Annotated in this window: 16 protein-coding genes; 11 read left to right on the forward strand and 5 right to left on the reverse strand. The window is 66.0% G+C overall.

The window, feature by feature from the left end; genetic code table 11:
* Positions 1–182 precede the first annotated feature (182 nt).
* From AC1RQP_RS24390 to AC1RQP_RS24405, 4 genes are read left to right on the forward strand one after another with little or no spacing between them, the layout of a single operon-like run.
* Positions 183–488, forward strand: coding sequence for a BufA1 family periplasmic bufferin-type metallophore (locus AC1RQP_RS24390; RefSeq protein WP_239621623.1), 306 nt, complete (start codon positions 183–185; stop codon positions 486–488).
* A gap of 43 nt (positions 489–531) precedes the next feature.
* Positions 532–1,449: an MNIO family bufferin maturase gene (bufB, locus tag AC1RQP_RS24395; protein ID WP_492938814.1), complete on the forward strand. Its 918-nt coding sequence runs from the start codon at positions 532–534 to the stop codon at positions 1,447–1,449.
* Positions 1,439–2,221 carry an HvfC/BufC N-terminal domain-containing protein gene (locus AC1RQP_RS24400; protein WP_492938815.1) on the forward strand — a complete coding sequence of 261 codons (783 nt, stop codon included), beginning with the start codon at positions 1,439–1,441 and terminating at the stop codon, positions 2,219–2,221. The genes bufB and AC1RQP_RS24400 overlap by 11 nt, the downstream gene beginning before the upstream one ends.
* On the forward strand, positions 2,218–2,727 hold the full coding sequence (locus AC1RQP_RS24405; RefSeq protein WP_492938816.1) for a DoxX family protein: 510 nt from the start codon (positions 2,218–2,220) through the stop codon (positions 2,725–2,727). Before AC1RQP_RS24400 ends, AC1RQP_RS24405 begins: the two co-directional genes overlap by 4 nt.
* 183 nt (positions 2,728–2,910) lie before the next feature.
* Here AC1RQP_RS24405 and AC1RQP_RS24410 read toward each other — a convergent pair whose 3' ends face one another.
* Genes AC1RQP_RS24410 through AC1RQP_RS24420 form a run of 3 tightly spaced genes read right to left on the reverse strand, consistent with a single transcriptional unit; the run spans position 2,911 to position 4,994 of the window.
* Entirely contained in the window at positions 2,911–3,756 is an 846-nt protein-coding gene (locus tag AC1RQP_RS24410; RefSeq protein ID WP_492938817.1) for an SDR family NAD(P)-dependent oxidoreductase, read from the reverse strand.
* Between the two features lies 1 nt (position 3,757).
* Entirely contained in the window at positions 3,758–4,318 is a 561-nt protein-coding gene (locus AC1RQP_RS24415) for a carboxymuconolactone decarboxylase family protein (RefSeq protein WP_492938818.1), read from the reverse strand.
* Complete coding sequence (locus tag AC1RQP_RS24420) at positions 4,296–4,994, reverse strand: TetR/AcrR family transcriptional regulator (RefSeq protein ID WP_492938819.1); 699 nt, start codon at positions 4,992–4,994, stop codon at positions 4,296–4,298. The genes AC1RQP_RS24415 and AC1RQP_RS24420 overlap by 23 nt, the downstream gene beginning before the upstream one ends.
* A 165-nt stretch (positions 4,995–5,159) precedes the next feature.
* On the opposite strand from AC1RQP_RS24420, the gene AC1RQP_RS24425 reads away from it, so the two are divergent.
* The 5 genes from AC1RQP_RS24425 to AC1RQP_RS24445 all read left to right on the forward strand — a co-directional run bounded on the left by AC1RQP_RS24425 (position 5,160) and on the right by AC1RQP_RS24445 (position 10,194).
* Positions 5,160–6,371, forward strand: coding sequence for an ABC transporter substrate-binding protein (locus AC1RQP_RS24425; protein WP_492938820.1), 1,212 nt, complete (start codon positions 5,160–5,162; stop codon positions 6,369–6,371).
* Between the two features lie 2 nt (positions 6,372–6,373).
* Positions 6,374–7,267, forward strand: a complete 894-nt coding sequence (locus tag AC1RQP_RS24430; protein WP_492938821.1) for an MBL fold metallo-hydrolase — start codon at positions 6,374–6,376, stop codon at positions 7,265–7,267.
* A 230-nt stretch (positions 7,268–7,497) separates the two neighbouring features.
* Entirely contained in the window at positions 7,498–8,466 is a 969-nt protein-coding gene (locus tag AC1RQP_RS24435) for a Bug family tripartite tricarboxylate transporter substrate binding protein (protein ID WP_239621614.1), read from the forward strand.
* A 244-nt stretch (positions 8,467–8,710) separates the two neighbouring features.
* The gene (locus AC1RQP_RS24440) at positions 8,711–9,250 is read left to right on the forward strand and encodes a VOC family protein (protein WP_239621613.1); all 540 of its coding nucleotides are present in this window, start codon (positions 8,711–8,713) and stop codon (positions 9,248–9,250) included.
* A gap of 131 nt (positions 9,251–9,381) precedes the next feature.
* A complete protein-coding gene (locus AC1RQP_RS24445; protein WP_239621612.1) occupies positions 9,382–10,194 on the forward strand; it encodes a class I SAM-dependent methyltransferase in 813 nt (270 codons plus the stop codon).
* Between the two features lie 28 nt (positions 10,195–10,222).
* Here the strand turns inward: AC1RQP_RS24445 and AC1RQP_RS24450 are convergent, their stop codons facing one another.
* The gene (locus tag AC1RQP_RS24450; RefSeq protein ID WP_492938822.1) at positions 10,223–11,776 is read right to left on the reverse strand and encodes a L,D-transpeptidase; all 1,554 of its coding nucleotides are present in this window, start codon (positions 11,774–11,776) and stop codon (positions 10,223–10,225) included.
* 264 nt (positions 11,777–12,040) lie between these two features.
* On the reverse strand, positions 12,041–13,477 hold the full coding sequence (locus AC1RQP_RS24455) for a lipopolysaccharide biosynthesis protein (protein ID WP_492938823.1): 1,437 nt from the start codon (positions 13,475–13,477) through the stop codon (positions 12,041–12,043).
* 263 nt (positions 13,478–13,740) lie between these two features.
* On the opposite strand from AC1RQP_RS24455, the gene AC1RQP_RS24460 reads away from it, so the two are divergent.
* Positions 13,741–14,829 carry a glycosyltransferase family protein gene (locus AC1RQP_RS24460; RefSeq protein WP_492938824.1) on the forward strand — a complete coding sequence of 363 codons (1,089 nt, stop codon included), beginning with the start codon at positions 13,741–13,743 and terminating at the stop codon, positions 14,827–14,829.
* Positions 14,826–15,893 (forward strand): endo-1,4-beta-xylanase, encoded by a 1,068-nt coding sequence (locus tag AC1RQP_RS24465; RefSeq protein ID WP_492938825.1) that lies wholly within the window; start codon positions 14,826–14,828, stop codon positions 15,891–15,893. Before AC1RQP_RS24460 ends, AC1RQP_RS24465 begins: the two co-directional genes overlap by 4 nt.
* Positions 15,894–15,935: the final 42 nt, after the last annotated feature.

Raw genomic sequence — 15,935 nt, forward strand, 5'->3', positions numbered from 1 at the left:
GGGCATTGGCTTCGAGCCGACGCTTGCCCGCTAATCCCCGCTCGAGCGCACCGCCCGTGCGCCCGATCCAACCGGTCTCACGGATTCGTGAGCAAGCTGCCTGTAACGCAGGTGGCGAGCGGAGCGAAGGAGACCATGCGCAGTCGCCTGCCAGGCGACGCCATCTCGAACAGGAGAACTCGATGTCTGCCAAACATGCTGTCACCTCCCTCGTCCTCGCCGGTGCGATGTCGACCGCGCTCGCGACCCTTGCCGCCGCCAGCCCCCTGACCAAGGCCGAGGGCGATGCGGCCGTCGCCGCCAAGAAGGAGAAGTGCTTCGGCGTCGCACTGAAGGGCCAGAACGATTGCGCAGCGGGTCCGGGCACGACCTGCCAGGGCACCTCGACCGTCGACTTCCAGGGCAACGCCTGGAAATTCGTGCAGGGCGGCACCTGCACCAGCATCGAGCTGCCGAACGGCAAGAAGGGTTCGCTCAAGCCGGTGTAACGGCCGGCGCGACATCGCCAGGACGCACGAACGGAGCAGCACGATGAGCACGGTGACCAATTCGACCGGACCTGCGGCCGTGCCGCTCCGTTTCGCGGCGCCGATCGGCGGCGTTGCCGGGACGAGCTTCAAGCCCGAGCATCTCCCCGCCATCCTCGCGGCAGAGCCTCGGCGCGGCTTCTTCGAGGTCCACGCCGAGAACTACATGGGCGCCGGCGGCCCACCGCATCGTGCGCTGGAGGCGATCCGCCGCGACCATCCGCTCTCGCTGCATGGCGTCTGCATGTCGATCGGCGGGCCCCGGCCGCTCGACAAGGCGCATCTGGCGCGCTTCCGCGGCCTGGTCGCACGCTACCAGCCGGCGCTGGTCTCCGAGCATCTCGCCTGGTCGACGCATGAGACCAGCTTCTTCAACGATCTGTTGCCCCTGCCCTATACCGAGGCGACGCTGGCTTGCGTTTGCGATCACATCGACCAGGTGCAGGAGGCGATCCGCCGCCCGCTGCTGCTGGAAAACCCCTCGACCTATGTCGCGTTTCGCGAGTCCTCGATGAGCGAGACCGACTTCATCCGCGCCATCGCCGAGCGCACCGGCTGCGGGCTGCTGCTCGACGTCAACAACGTGTTCGTATCCGCAACCAACCAGGGCTTCTCGGCGCTCGAGTATCTTGCGGAGTTTCCGCTGTCGCGAGTCGGGGAACTTCATCTCGCGGGCCATGCCGAGCAGGCCGACGACGAAGGCGACCTGCTGTTGATCGACAGCCATGACGGCCCGGTCGCGGACGCCGTCTGGAAGCTCTACGAGATCGTGATCCGGCGCCGCGGCGCGGTGCCGACGCTGATCGAGTGGGACAGCAGGATACCGGACTGGCCGGTGCTGCAGGCGGAAGCCGCCGCGGCCCAGGCGATCCTCGACCGTCATCAGTCCGCCATGCCGGCAGGAGAGCGTCATGCCGCATGACGCCGGCCTGTCCTTCGCCGCCTCGTTCGCGCCGGCGCTGCTGGATCCGGCGCGCGGCACGCCCGACGGCGTGACCGGCCCGAACGGCAAGGCCGCCGGCCGGCGCTACGACGTCTACCGCAACAACGTCACGGTCAGCCTGATCGACGCGCTGGCCGCGATTTATCCGGCGGTGCAGCGCATCACCGGCGCCGACTTCTTCCGCGCCATGGCGCGTACCCATGTCCGGAGCAATCCGCCGACATCGCCGCTGCTGTTCGAATACGGCCGCGACTTCCCGGAGTTCATCGCGCGGTATGAGCATGCGCAGGCCATGCCCTGGCTCCCCGACGTCGCCCGCATCGAGCGCGCCTGGCTCGATGCCTATCACGCCGCCGACGCGCTTCCGCTGTCGCCGGCCCGGTTGTCGGCAGTGACGTCCGATCGTTTGGCTGATCTGGTGTTCATTCCGCATCCCGCCACGCGATGCCTGCGCTCTCGATATGCCGCCGTGACGATCTTTGCCGCCAACCGCGACGATGCACCGATCATGCGCATCGATGCCTCCACGCCCGAGGATGCCCTGATCACGCGACCGGAGTTCGACGTCACCGTGCGCCGCCTTCCGCCCGGCGGGGCGGTCTTCGCGGACGGCCTGATGTCGGGGCGACCGCTCGGCGAGGCCGCGGCGTCGGCGCTGGAAGCTTCAAGCGAGTTCGACATCGCCGCGAACATCGCCGGACTGATCGAAGCCGGCGCTTTCACCTCGCTCGCTTGCGGAGACCCATCATGATCACGGACCAGCACATGGCCACCGACAGCGGCCTGCCGTCGCCCGGAGTGCTCATCGACAAGGCCAATCATCTGGTGCAGACGGTTGCGACGCCCTCGCTCGTCCAGCTCGTACTGCGCGTCGCGCTGGCGGTGCCGTTCTGGCGCTCGGGCATGCTCAAATGGGACGGCTTCCTCAGGCTCAACGACACCGCCGTGACGCTGTTCAGCGACGAATTCATGCTGCATCTGCCGGGCGGGCCCTATCACTTTCCGGCACCGACGGTGATGGCCTTCCTGTCGGGTTCGGGCGAGATCATGTTCCCGATCCTGCTGGTGCTGGGACTGGGCACGCGGTTCGCGGCGCTCGGGCTATTGTTCATGACGCTGATCGTGGAGCTCACGGTGCCGGATGGCTGGCCCATCCACCTCACCTGGGCCGCCATGGCGCTGGGCATCATGGCTCACGGGCCGGGGCGCCTTTCGATCGACCATCTGCTCTGTCGCGCGCGGTCGCACGGGCGATAGGCACGCACAATGTCGTGCATCCACACGACGACCGTCATCCCGAGGTGCGCGCCCTTGCGCGCCTCGAAGGATGGGCCGTGGGGGCTTGTGGCCCATCCTTCGAGGCTCACCTTGCGATGCGATGCATCGCAAGGTGAGCACCTCAGGATGACGTCAGTGCGTGCGGTTGGCCGTTTAGGCCTCTCACATCCCGCTCAGGCCGCTATCGACCGCGAGGGTCTGCGCGGTGACGTAGACGCTTTCGTCCGAGAGGAAGAACAGCACGGCATAGGCGATCTCCCATGCGGTTGCCTGGCGGCCGAAGGGAACATGGCCCTTGCCGCGGTTGGGGCGCCCGGCACCGGCCTCGCGGCCATTGGGCGTATCGACGAGGCCGGGATAGACGAGATTGGCGCGGATTCCACGCCGCGATCCGAGATGGGCGATGTTGCGCATGAGGCCGCCGAGCGCGGCCTTGGAGGAATCGTACACCGCCATCTGCGAGCCGGCCTTCAGCGCGGCGATGGAGGAGATGAAGACGATGGCGCCACCATCGTCGAATCTCGGCAACGCGGCGCGGCAGCATAGCATGGGGCCGCGGACGTTGACGTCGTAGATCCTGTTCCACTCCTCCGGGCTGACCGCGTCGAGCCCGACCTTGCCGAAGGTGCCGATGTTCAGCACCATGCCGTCGAGCCCGTCCATGGCGCGGTGCGCTTCCGCGATCATGCGAACGACGTCAGCCTCGGAGGTCACGTCGGCCGCGATGGCAAAGCCCTCGCCGCCTTCATCGGTGATGCGCTTGACGGTCTGCTCGGCAGAGCTGCGGTTGAGGTCGGCGACCGCGACCTTGGCACCTTCGCGTGCGCATAGAATGCTCATGGCCCGGCCGTTGCCGATCGGGTCGGTGGCGGCGTCGAAGACGCGCTGGCCGCCGCCGGCGATCAGGATGCGGCGCCCTGTCAGACGCCCCCTGCCCGGCGCTTCGCCCAGCGATTCCGCGCTCGGCGGACGGACGTAACGGTCCGGCTTGCTCTCGGTCTCCGCCATTTCAGCCGCCTTGTTTCTTGCCGCCGTCATAGACCTTCATGCCGGCTGCGGGGTCGAGATCGGTTTCGGTCGCCTCGGTGAGGCGGGCCATCATCATGTAGAAGCCGAGCGCGACGATGGATTCGACGATCTCCTGGTCGCTGAAGTGTTTTCGCGCGGCAGCGAAGGTCGCTTCCGCCACGCGGACGTTCTCGACCACCTCGCGGCCGAATTTCAGCAAGGCGCGCTCGGCCTCGCTCAACGCGGCGGCGTCGTAATCTGCGCGCTCCACGGCATCGATCTGTCCCTGCGTGCAGCCGACGCCGAGCGCGATCGGCACGTGCTGGCGCCATTCATAGGCGCCGCCTTCGAGCTGCGCGGCCTGGAGGATCAGCAGCTCGCGGTTGACGGCCGAGAGCTTCTGCTTGTGCAGGATCGAATTGCCGAGCCGCATCGCCGGGATCATGTTGGCCTCGGCGTGGGCCATCATGCGGAAGATGTTGAGCTTGACCGGCATGCGGTCGAACGAGGCGCGGATGTCGCCGCTCGTCGTCTCCGGATCAATCAGGGGCAGCCTTGCCACGCGTTTCTCCCTTGGGCTTTCGTTTCTTGTTGTCGTCGTCATGGCCTGCCGCAATCAGCGACAGGAAGAACGCGAGATAGCGGTCGATCGCCTCGATCACCTTCGCTCGCGGCGAGGGCGCCGCGCCCATCACGTAATGTTCGAGACGGATGTAGATCAACCCGGCGGCGAACAGCCGCGCGGTCTCGCGCGGATCGGGGGTGGAAACCAAACCGGCGAGCGCAAAGCCGCGGAAATAATCCGTCATCAGGCTCTGCTCGCGCGCGTAGAAATGATCGGCGAACTTGGCGCGGATGCCGGGGACGCGGTTGCGCTCGGCGGTGATCACCTTCTGAAACTGGTGCTCGCGCGGATCGGACCATTGCTCGACGAGGTCGAGCGCGAACTGCCGGCAGAACGCGGCGGGCTGCCGCGCGAGCTGCCTGTAGCGCGGCTCCTCCAGCCGGCTCGCCGAGCTGGCCGGACCATGCTCGGCGACGATCGCCTCCAGGATCGCGGCCTTGCCGGGGAAATGATTGTAGAGGCTGCTCTCGCGGATGCCGACGCGCCGAGCGAGCTCGCGCATCGAGGCGCCGCCATAGCCGCTTTGCGCAAACAGATTGAGCGCTTCGGAAAGGATGCGCTCGCGGGTCGTGGGCGCAGCCGATTCCGCCGCGCTGGAGGTGTGGACAGCCATGCGGTTGACTAACGAACGATCGTTCGCTAGTCAACCGTACGAACGATCGTTCGTTTCGTCAGTCTGGCGGCAACGGTCGCGGCCCGCAAGTTCGCTTTCGGGTGCTGTCCTCGCGTTTCAACTCCGCTCCATCGAGAGGCGGAGAGCAATTTGGGAGATGACGTCATGGCGCGCCTTGCCCGCCCTCGGCTTTATGCGGCCTGCATCCTGTTGCCGCTGCTCGCAGCAAGCACCGCCCAGGCCCAAAGCGCGAAATACGATCCCGGCGCCGACGACAAGACCATCAGGATCGGCACCACCGCGCCGCTGAGCGGCCCGGTGTCGGCCTTCGCGCAGATCGCCAAATCGGCGGAGGCCTATTTCCGCAAGGTGAACGACGAGGGTGGCGTCAACGGACGGCGCATCCAGATGATCATCGCGGATGACGCCTACAGCCCGCCGAAGACGGTGGAGCAGACCCGGCGGCTGGTCGAGAGCGAGGAAGTGCTCTTGATCTTCGGCGGCGTCGGTACGCCAACCAACAGCGCCGTGCACAAATATCTCAACGAGCGCAAGGTGCCGCAGCTCTTCCTCGGCTCCGGCGCAGCCAAGTGGGATGACCCGAAGAATTTTCCGTGGACCGTCGGCTGGCAGCCGACCTATCGCGACGAGGCGATCGCCTACGCCAAGTACATCAAGGCGAGCCACGCCAATGCCAAGGTCGGCGTGCTCTACCAGAACGACGATCTCGGCAAGGACTATCTGAAGGCGCTGGAGGAAGGGCTCGGCAGCGGCGAGGCGATCGTCGCGCGGGCGGCTTACGAGACCTCGGCCCCGACCGTCGACACCCAGATCCTGCAATTGAAGACCGCGGGCGCGGATGTCGTGCTCGTCGCGGCGACGCCGAAATTCGCGGCACAGGCGATCCGCAAGATCGGCGAGATCGGCTGGAAGCCCGTGGCCATCATCTCGAACGTCTCGGCCTCGATCAGCGGCGTGTTGGAGCCGGCCGGCAAGGACAATTCCACCGGCGTCATCTCCAGCCAGTATCTGAAGGACGCGACCGACCCCGCGCTGAAGGACGATGCCGGCTACAAGGAGTGGCTGGCGTTCATGGACAAGTACATGCCGGACGCCAACAAGAGCGACTGGCTCAACGTCTACGGCTACACCATCGCGCAGACGCTGGTGACGGTGCTGAAGGCATCAGGCAGCGACCTCACCCGCGCCAACGTCATGAAGCAGGCGACCACCATGAAGGACGTGCGCCTGCCGATGCTGATCAACGGCACCGCCGTGAGCAACTCGCCCGAGCGCTTCACGCCGATGACGAGCCTTCAATTGATCCGGTTTGACGGCACGCGCTGGGTGCCGTTCGGCGGTCTCCTGAAGAACTGATCATGCGGGGGTTGCGGATCGGCAGCATGCGGGTCGATCTCGTCAGCGAGATTCCCGCACTCGCGTTCGACAAGAGCTGGCTGTTCGCCAACGTCACCGACGCTGTGATCGCGGAGAACCGGAGCTGGCTCGACCACCGCTATATCGAGCCGGAGACCGGCCGCTTCATTCTCAGCCACCATTCCTACCTGGTGCGCACGCCGCGCTGGACCGCGATCGTCGACACCTGCTGCGGCAATCACAAGCATCGACCGCGCGTGCCGCCGTGGAACGACCTGAATCAGCCCTATCTCGAAAACTTGCAGGCGCTGGGCGTTGCCCCCGAGCAGGTCGATTTCGTGATGTGCACGCACCTGCATGTCGATCACGTCGGCTGGAACACGCGCCTCGTGGACGGGCGCTGGGTGCCGACCTTCCCTAACGCGCGCTATCTGATGGGGCGGGCCGAGTACCACCATTTCGAGGCCGCGCACAATGCTGCGCCGAAGAGCCCGGTGAACCACGGCTCGTTCGCGGATTCCGTGCTGCCGGTGGTCGCGGCCGGCCTCGCCGAATTGGTCGAGACCGACCACCGTCTGTTCGACGATCGCGACGCGGCCCTGCGCTTCGCGCCGGCGCCCGGCCACACCGCCGGCAACATGCAGATCCATCTCAATGGCGGTCACGATCACGCGGTGATGTCCGGCGACGTCATCCATCATCCGATCCAGTGCGCCGCGCCGTGGCTGTCGAATGCCGCCGACGTCGATCCGGCTGCCGCACTCGCAACGCGAATGGCGTTGCTGGAGGAGCTCGCCGACACGCCAAGCTACCTGCTCACCGGCCATTTCCCCGCACCGACCGCGGGACGCGTGATCCGGCGCGGCGAGGCCTATCGATTTCGTTTCGAGGACTAGACCATGAAGCTGAGTTCGATCGGCGGCCCCGGAGTTCACCTCTCCCCAGCGGGGAGAGGTCGGATTGCGCAGCAATCCGGGTGAGGGGCCGCAATGCGAAGCGAGACCGTAACCCCTCACCCGGATCGCATCTTTCGATGCGACCCGACCTCTCCCTATGGGAGAGGTGATCCGAGCTCGTGGCTCGCAATCGATTCAACCAAAACCTATTCTTCTTCAGGAGATGCCACATGATGCTGCGCACGGCCACGCTTTCGTTTCTCGCATTGCTGTCGGCGACGCTGGCGTTGCGCGCCGAGGACCCTGCCGCCTACCCCACCCGCAAGATCAAGATGCTGCTGCCCTATGCGGCCGGCGGCGGCGGCGACGTGGTCGGCCGGCTGCTTGCAGACAGGATGAGCAAGACGCTCGGACAGAGCATCTATATCGAGAACCACACCGGCGCCGCCGGCACGCTTGGCACGCAGATGGTCGCGACATCTCCGAATGACGGCTACACCATCACCGTCGGCGGCATGACCACGCATGTGCTTGCCCCCGCGATCTATCCAAAGCTGCCCTACGATCCGATCAAGGATTTCACGACCATCGGCCGCGTCGGCACCTCCTCCATCATGCTGGTCGCGACCAGGAACTTTGCCGCCAATGACATCAAGGGCCTGGTCGCGCTGGCCAGGAAGGGCGAGCCGATCCAGTACGGCAGCTGGGGCGTCGGCTCGACCGGTCAATTCTGCGCGGAGATCCTGATGCAGCAGACCGGCATCAAGATGGACCACGTGCCGTTCAACGGCATCGCCAAACTTGCCGGCGATCTGCTCGGCGGCCACATCTCGCTCGCGACGCTCGACGTCGCCACGGCGACGCCGCTGGTGAAGGACGGCTCGATCAAGGCGCTCGCCGCCTGCGGCGAACGTTCGCCGAGCCTGCCGGATGTCGCCAGCTACAAGGAACAGGGCGTGGCATTCGATCGCAGCCTGTCCTGGGCGATGTATGCGCCGGCGGGGCTCGCTCCGCCGACCGCGCAGAAGCTGTCGGCAGCCCTGAAGGAGGCGCTCGGCGACGAGGTAGTGAAGCAGAAGCTTCTGGGCCTCGGCATCACCCCGCAATTCGTCCCTGGCGACGAGCAGCGCGACATCAATGCCCGCGACATCGCCGCCTGGAAGCAGGTTGCCAAGGATGCAGGCATCGAGGTCAAGTGAATAGCTGGGCTATCGCACATGAAGAAAGACTTGGCGGAGAGCTTGCTCGCGGCCATCCTTCGAGACGCCCGCCTACGGCGGGCCCTCAGGATGAGGTCGGGTTTTACAGCAAGATTGCAGACCCTCATGGTGAGGAGCCCGCCAAGGCGGGCGTCTCGAACCATGCAGGCCGCGCTTGTCCGGCAGCCTCTTGCTGCCAATGCGATAGCTCCGAAGTGAACAAGGCAGGAATGGGAGCGCGGGCATGAGCCGCATCTTCGGCGCGGTGCGCCAGAACGGATATGTGGTGCGGGACATTCACGCCGCGATGACGCACTGGATCGAGGTGATGGGCGTCGGCCCCTGGTACTACATGGACCGGGTCAAGACCGATTGGTTCCGCCATCGCGGCCAGGATTCCGCCGTCGAGATGAGCATCGCACTGGCCAATTCCGGCGATCTCCAGATCGAGTTGATCCAGCAGCGCAACGACGCGCCTTCACTTTACAAGGAGTTTTTGGACGCCGGGCACGAAGGGCTCCAGCACATGTCGTACTGGAGCCACGACTATCAGGCGCTCTACGACAGGGCGATCGGGCTCGGCTACAGGATCGGCCATGAGGGCCAGATCGGCGGCGAGAAGGGACGCTTTGCCTATTTCGACACGCAGGCCCATCCGGGCACCGTGATCGAGATTTCCGACATCAGCGGCACCAAGGGACCGTTCTTCGAGAAGGTCCGGCAGGCCGCGATGAACTGGGACGGCACGCGGCCGATCCGCGAGGTCGGCGGCGGAAAATCGTAAGGCTCGATGACCGGCTCTGCCGATGTTCGCTGAGGGCGCGCAACGCCGTGCTGAGCCGGTCTATTTCACATCCTTGCCGGCGCATCCGTGGTAAGGTCGGGCCTCACGTCCGAACCTTCAGCGAGGCAAGCATGTCCGACACTGACAAGGTTTTCGCCGGCCCCATCCCAAAGCTCTACGATGAGCATCTCGTCCCGATGATCTTCGCCGGTTACGCCGACGACATCGCAAGACGCATCGCCGCGCTCTCGCCCTCCGCGCTGCTCGAGATCGCGGCCGGCACCGGCGCCGTGACGCGCGCCGTGGCGGCGGCGTTGCCGGGCCGCGTCCGCTACGTTGCGACCGACCTCAACGAGCCGATGCTCGCGGTCGCGGCGCAGCGTCAGGCGGGCGATGACCGCATCTCCTGGCGCCAGGCGGATGCGTTGGCTCTTCCGTTCGGCGACGCCGAGTTCGACGTGGTCTGCTGCCAGTTCGGCGCCATGTTCTTTCCGGACCGCGTCAAGGGCTATTCAGAAGCAAAGCGCGTCCTGAAGCCGGGCGGCACGTTTCTCTTCAATGTCTGGGACCGCATCGAGGAGAACGTGTTCGCCGATGACGCGACGACCGCCCTGGGCAAGCTGTTTCCCGACGATCCGCCCCGCTTCATGGCGCGGACGCCGCACGGCTATTTCGACCAGGCGATCATACGGGCCGATCTCGAGCGCGCAGGTTTCGGCAACGTCTCGATCGAAACACTGGCAGCCACCAGCCGAGCACCGTCGCCCGACCTCGTGGCGTTCGCCTATTGCCAGGGTACGCCGCTGCGCGGCGAAATCGAGGCGAGAAGCGGCGGCGATCTTCAGGCCGCGACGGACGCTGTCGCCGCTGCGATCCGCGCGCACCATGGGTCCGGACCGGTCGAAGCCAAGATCCAGGCCCTGGTGATCACGGCGCGGCCATAAGCTTGCGCCGCAGGCAAGCCCGGCTTCCCTACCAAAAGCCGCGCTGCATCGGCTGCGCCGGCTGATAATACTGATATTGGCTGCGCCGGCGCGGATTGGCCGGCTGGACGTACGGATCACGCTGCTGGAAGAAGAAGCCGAAGCCGTTACCGCCGTTGTCCCAACCGTCATCGCTCGCGATCATGGCAGGCGCGGTCGGCTTGCGCGTGATGAAGCCGCCCTGCGGCTCGTTGCTCAGCACCGCGACGAACTCGGTGCGGTAATTGGTCTCGCTGCTCAGGGGCTCATCCGAAACGACGATCGACGAGCGCGGCAACGCGGTCGGTCCGATGCGATCCCACACGTCCTGCGGGATGGTGATGCGGTCGAGCGCGTTCCTCGCCTCGTCGCCGTTCTCGATCGTGACCACGTTCCAGCGCAGGCCGATATCGGTCTTCGCCATCGCCGTGAAGATATGCGTGCCGAGCGGCTGGTCGGGATTGCGGATCGTGACGGGAACCTCGATGCTGGTGTCGAACACCTCACCGCCGCCGTCGGGCGCCGGCTTGTGCGTGTTCCGCCGCACGTAGAGCTTCTGCGTCGCGCGGCTGATGTAGACCGAGACCGGCTCGCCTGCGAGTTTCGCGTCGGTCGCCGCCTTCACGGCGTCGGCTTTCCGGGTCGCGGCCGCCTTCGCGGCTTCCTTGGTGGCGGCCACCGCATCGCGCTTCTGCTGCGCGGCGGCCCTGGCGGCGTCGAGCTGCGTCGCCGCGTCGGCAGCCTTGGCCGCCGCCTTTTGCTGCAACTCCTCGGCCTTGGCGCGGGCCTGATCGGTTTTGGCGTTCGCGAGCGTCTTGTCGGCGAAGGCGAGCTCGGCATCCGCGCGGGCCTTCTGCTGTTCCAGCTTGCGCAGCGCGGCGGGAAACGAGGCAGCTTCCTTCGCGGCAGCGGAAGCAGCCTTCTTGGCCGCATCGGCGGCCCTCGTGGCCTCCTCGGCCTCGGCGGAGAGCTTGTCGGCCAGGCCGGGCGCTGCCGCGATGGCGTCCGGTTTCGGCACGAACAGCGAGGGGTGGGAGAAGTCGGCCGGGACCGCGTCGTGCGGCGAGATGATCACGCGCATCCCGATATTCGTCTTGTCGAACAGATTCTCGGCAAAGCCGAACGGCATGCGCACGCAGCCGTGCGAGGCGGCATAGCCGGGCAGCGGTCCGCCATGCAGGGCAATGCCGTTCCAGGTGATGCGCAGCATGTTCGGCATCCAGGCATCGTCATACATGGTCGAGCGGTGATCCTTGTCCTTCTCGACGATGGCGAACACGCCGGCCGGCGTCTCGCGGCCCGTGGTGCCGGTCGACACCGGCGCGCGCATGATCCAGCCGTCGGCATCGTAGAAAGTGACCTGCTGGCTCTTGATCGACACGATCGCCATGATCGGCTCGCCGGCCACACGCGGCGCCACGGCCTCGGCCGCCTGGCGCGGCTGCTTGGCAGCGGTTGCCGGGGTCGCCGTCAATGCGACCATTGCCGCCAAGGCCACGATTCCGGAAGGCCCCCAACGCCGCATCGCCACGGTGGATTTCGCCGTCGTCAGTCGGTTTTTCATGCCATCCTCGGTCGAAATGCCAGTCCGCCTGTGTCGATCACGCGTCAGATTGGAATCATTGGATTAAGAAATCGCAGCCGGCTTACGTTCCGTCTGTGGCGAGATTCGGCATGTTCCCGCGACAAATCTCTCATATACGACGGTTTGCGCAGGCGGAAGGCGGCCTACGGCCGAGGCTGGTCCGAAGCCGGCCTGATCGCTGCGGCAGAATGTCCGGGCAAGCCCTGGTGCAGCCTTACGGGCCGACGCCGGGCGGCTCGCTCGCTAAGCGCCGAGCGCCTTGCGGTTCAACGTTCGCAGGAAACGCAGCGACAACGTTCGCACGTTCGCAACATTCAGCAACCAGGCCGCAGCCGCATAAGCGAGGCCGCCGGCGAGACTGACGATGGCGAGCGGCACGAGGCCGGTGCCGCCCGCTTGCGATCGCGCGATCAGGATCGCGGCCGCCATCACGGCTGCGGAGACGGCAACGCCGGCGAGGCGGTTGAACTCGAACGGGACCGGGTGGGCCCGATGCATCAGGACGACGGCAGCGAGGAAGCCGATCGCCTCGGTCGCCAGCGTTGCCAGCGCCGCGCCGTGGAGGCCATAGCCGGGGATCAGCGCGAACATCAGGATCACGCTGACCACGAGCGTGAGGAAGGACTGCGCCGACAGCATGAAGGGCCGCTCGGCGAGCTGAAAGCTGATCTGCACGTAGAACTGGTTGGCGATACCGAAGGAGCGGGCGAGCACCAGGGTCGGCAGCAATGCCGAGACGCCGGCGCGGAAGTCGACGCCGACCAGCGTGCCGGCCACCTGGTCCGCCGCAAGCGCGAGCCAGACCGCAACGGGTGCAACGACGACGAGCAGGAGCTCGAGGCTTTCGGTCAGCCGCTCCCGCGTCGTCTCGCCGTTGTTCTCGGACAATGACCGGAACACCAGCGGCACGGTCGCCGCGGCAACGCTGGATGCGATCATGACCATGAACTGGCGCGGCAGATCGGCGGCAACGCCGAAGATGCCGGCAGCGTCCTTGCCGAGCAGATAGGCGACAATGAGCCGGTCGGAGGCCGAATAGACGGCGACGGACAATCCTGCCAGCGTCAGCGGCAGGCCGTAGCGCGCCAGCTGCATGAACTGGCTGCGCTGGAAGCGCGCGATCCTGGTGCGGTCACCGACGAGGTTCAGGATGATGCCCGTGAGCGACCCCAGACCAAACGCGGCGAGCAGCCCCAATCCACCCCAGCCGAGCCAGATGCCGAGCAGACCGAAGCCGACGCTGGAGACGCTGCGCACGATCGAGATCGCCGCGAACCGGTAGGGGCGCAATTTGGCGCGCTCGAACTCCTGGCCGACGTCGACCGCGTTGGCCATGATCGCGACGAACATGCTGGCGAGCAGCAGCTCGACACTGACGTCGCTGCGGAGCAGGAAGACCAGCGGAGTGGTGGCGCAGAGCACCGCGGCCGTGAGAGCGAAGGCGACCATCGCCGTGCCGCGGAAATCGACCTCCGCCGACATCGCCTGATAGCGGGACACCGACAGCTTGATCCAGGCGAAGAAGATCGCGCCCAGAATGCCCGCAAGGCTCATGCCGACGACATAAACGCCGTACTCCGCCGGGCTCAGGAGCCGTGTATAGGCGGTGACAGCGAAGAAGCCCACCGCCGCGGGCAGGATGTAGGCGACCAGATAGATCGAGAAATGGCGGTTCAGCATGCGGGCACGGGACCGTTGGCGGCCATCAGGATTAACGAGACGTTAAGGCAGTTGGACTTTGGTGTGACAATCGGATTGCGCCGCTGGCATCGGCGAAGATAGCCGGACAAGCCTGCAAATCGGACCGCGAATGGAGCGAGCGCGCGGTTATCGCGCGTTAGCGTTAAATTTGCCCTGTCCTTGAAGCGACCGGCGCGATCACGGAAAAGGAGCAATGATGGCGAAACGTCGCTCGACTCCTCCGATGCGCTGATGTGACCGACATGGACGTTGCCGAACCAACCCGGGTGAAACCGGCCTCGCTGCCGCGTCGCGGCACCAACGTGCCTACGGTTCCTTCGGATTTCGGCGCAGGAGGCCGCGACGGGATGGTCCTCAACCTCTTTTTCGAAGAACGGGACGACCGCTGGTTTCCCGGCGACCGCCATCTCCGACCGCTGCTGCGACGTTTGCTGCTGGGCAAGTCCTTCGTCAGCGGCCAGCGGCGCGTCCTGCTCAATCTGTGCGCAGGCCTCGATCGGCTCGGCATCCGCTACCGCGTCAACGACTATCGCTACATCCGGAAGCACCCCGAGGAACTGGCCTGCATCATCGGCCGGCCGTTCGTGCTCGACTGGTTCAAGTGGAAGAACCCGCTCCTGCTCGGCGTCGCCATGTATGACCACCCGATCGATGCGCCGGAGAGCCTGAAGGACCTCGATGTCAGGCGCGTGCTGGTGCCGTGCGCCTGGTATGCCGACATGTTCCGTCCGCACTGGCCCCACGTCGGCGCCTGGCCGGTCGGCATCGAGACCGATCTGTGGACACCCGCGCCGGCGGATCAGAAGAGCGTCGACGTGCTGCTCTACGACAAGGTCCGCTGGGATCAAGGACGGTACGAGCGAGAGCTGATCGAGCCGATCCGCAGGCATCTCGAGGCAAGCGGACGTACCGTCGAAGTGATCCGCTACGGGCACTACAAGGAAGACGACTACAAGGCCGCGCTGGCGCGTTGCCGCAGCATGGTCTTCCTCTGCGAGCACGAAAGCCAGGGCATCGCCTGCCAGCAGGCGCTGTCGAGCGGCGTTCCCGTCTTTGCCTGGGACCGCGGCGGACCGTGGCAGGATCCGAAATATTTCCCGGACAAGGTGAGGTTCGAAGGCGACGTGTCCTCGGTGCCCTATTTCGACGGGCGCTGTGGCATGACCTTCACTGATGCGAGCGCATTCACCGCCGGCTGGGACGGCTTCTGGTCGCGCGTCGGCGCGGGGGACTTCGCGCCGCGCAACTATGTGCTGGACCACCTGACGCTCGAGAAGGGCGCGCTTCACTATTACGAGATCGCCGAAGCGGCGCTGCAGCGTCACGCGTGACCGGGCTCGACAGGCGCGAATTTCTCCTCGGCAGCGCCGCGGCCCTCGCGGCGGGCGCATCTGCGTCCGCAGTGCCGGCATCGAAACGCGCCCAGCGCCGGCCCGGCTATGGCGCTGCGGCGACGCTCTGGGACCTGCAAGCCGATCCGCGGCTTGGCGAGGCCATCAGCACCTATTGCACTCAGGTGGTGCCGGTGCTCGAGCTGAAATGGCCGATGCTGCGGCCGGACGCGCATACGTTCGCCTTCGAACGCGCCGACGCGATCCTGGATTTCGCGCGAGACAACGACCTGACGATGCGCGGCCACGCGCTCGCCTGGTATCACGACATTCCGGACTGGACCAAGCAGATCAAGGATTCCAAGGGCGTCGAGCGCGCGTATCGCGATCACATCGGCACCGTCGTCTCCTACTACAAGGACAAGCTGACGTCGTGGGACGTCGTGAACGAGCCGATTCCGGACAATCCCCGCAGTCCGAAGGATCGGCGTGACACGTTCTGGACGCAGCATCTGGGTCAAGGTTGGATTCCGTTGGCGTTCCGCACGGCAGCTGCGGCGGATCCCTTCGTCAAGCTCGCGATCAACGAATACGACATCGAGTCGGCAAAGGACTCGTTCATCGCCAAGCGGGCAGCGTACCGCAACCTCATCATGGACCTTCTCGACCAGGGCGTTCCGCTCCACGCCGTGGGCCTGCAATCGCATCTGCACGCCGAGCTCGAGATCGACACGCACGGGCTCGCCGAGTTCGTGGCCGAGCTTCGTTCCTGGGGACTCGAGGTGCTGGTCACCGAGCTCGACGTCGACGACCAGAAGCTGGCGGGCAATCCGGCAGAGCGCGACGCCATCGTCGCCAAGCGCGTCGACGACCTGCTGGCGGCGATCTCGGCCAGCGGGCCGGTGCGCTCGATCCTGACCTGGGGCATCTCGGACCGCTACAGCTGGATCAACGGCACTTTCGCCCGCAAGGACAAGCAGCCGAACCGCCCGCTGCCGCTCGACGGCGAGTTCAAGCCGAAGCCGTTCATGGACGTCATCAGCAAGTTTACGAAGGACGCCTGAGGATTCACCTCTCCCATCGGGGAGAGGTAACCCGGGATCAAC

The organism is Bradyrhizobium sp. GW821-FHT13H06, from assembly GCF_058803975.1.

Excerpts from the sequence above, each read along its gene's own strand:
- AC1RQP_RS24390 (WP_239621623.1), top strand. The coding sequence starts at position 183 with ATGTCTGCCAAACATGCTGTCACCTCCCTCGTCCTCGCCGGTGCGATG.
- bufB (WP_492938814.1), top strand. The coding sequence starts at position 532 with ATGAGCACGGTGACCAATTCGACCGGACCTGCGGCCGTGCCGCTCCGT.
- AC1RQP_RS24400 (WP_492938815.1), top strand. The coding sequence starts at position 1,439 with ATGCCGCATGACGCCGGCCTGTCCTTCGCCGCCTCGTTCGCGCCGGCG.
- AC1RQP_RS24405 (WP_492938816.1), top strand. The coding sequence starts at position 2,218 with ATGATCACGGACCAGCACATGGCCACCGACAGCGGCCTGCCGTCGCCC.
- AC1RQP_RS24410 (WP_492938817.1), bottom strand. The coding sequence starts at position 3,756 with ATGGCGGAGACCGAGAGCAAGCCGGACCGTTACGTCCGTCCGCCGAGC.
- AC1RQP_RS24420 (WP_492938819.1), bottom strand. The coding sequence starts at position 4,994 with ATGGCTGTCCACACCTCCAGCGCGGCGGAATCGGCTGCGCCCACGACC.
- AC1RQP_RS24425 (WP_492938820.1), top strand. The coding sequence starts at position 5,160 with ATGGCGCGCCTTGCCCGCCCTCGGCTTTATGCGGCCTGCATCCTGTTG.
- AC1RQP_RS24430 (WP_492938821.1), top strand. The coding sequence starts at position 6,374 with ATGCGGGGGTTGCGGATCGGCAGCATGCGGGTCGATCTCGTCAGCGAG.
- AC1RQP_RS24435 (WP_239621614.1), top strand. The coding sequence starts at position 7,498 with ATGATGCTGCGCACGGCCACGCTTTCGTTTCTCGCATTGCTGTCGGCG.
- AC1RQP_RS24440 (WP_239621613.1), top strand. The coding sequence starts at position 8,711 with ATGAGCCGCATCTTCGGCGCGGTGCGCCAGAACGGATATGTGGTGCGG.
- AC1RQP_RS24445 (WP_239621612.1), top strand. The coding sequence starts at position 9,382 with ATGTCCGACACTGACAAGGTTTTCGCCGGCCCCATCCCAAAGCTCTAC.
- AC1RQP_RS24450 (WP_492938822.1), bottom strand. The coding sequence starts at position 11,776 with ATGAAAAACCGACTGACGACGGCGAAATCCACCGTGGCGATGCGGCGT.
- AC1RQP_RS24455 (WP_492938823.1), bottom strand. The coding sequence starts at position 13,477 with ATGCTGAACCGCCATTTCTCGATCTATCTGGTCGCCTACATCCTGCCC.
- AC1RQP_RS24460 (WP_492938824.1), top strand. The coding sequence starts at position 13,741 with ATGGACGTTGCCGAACCAACCCGGGTGAAACCGGCCTCGCTGCCGCGT.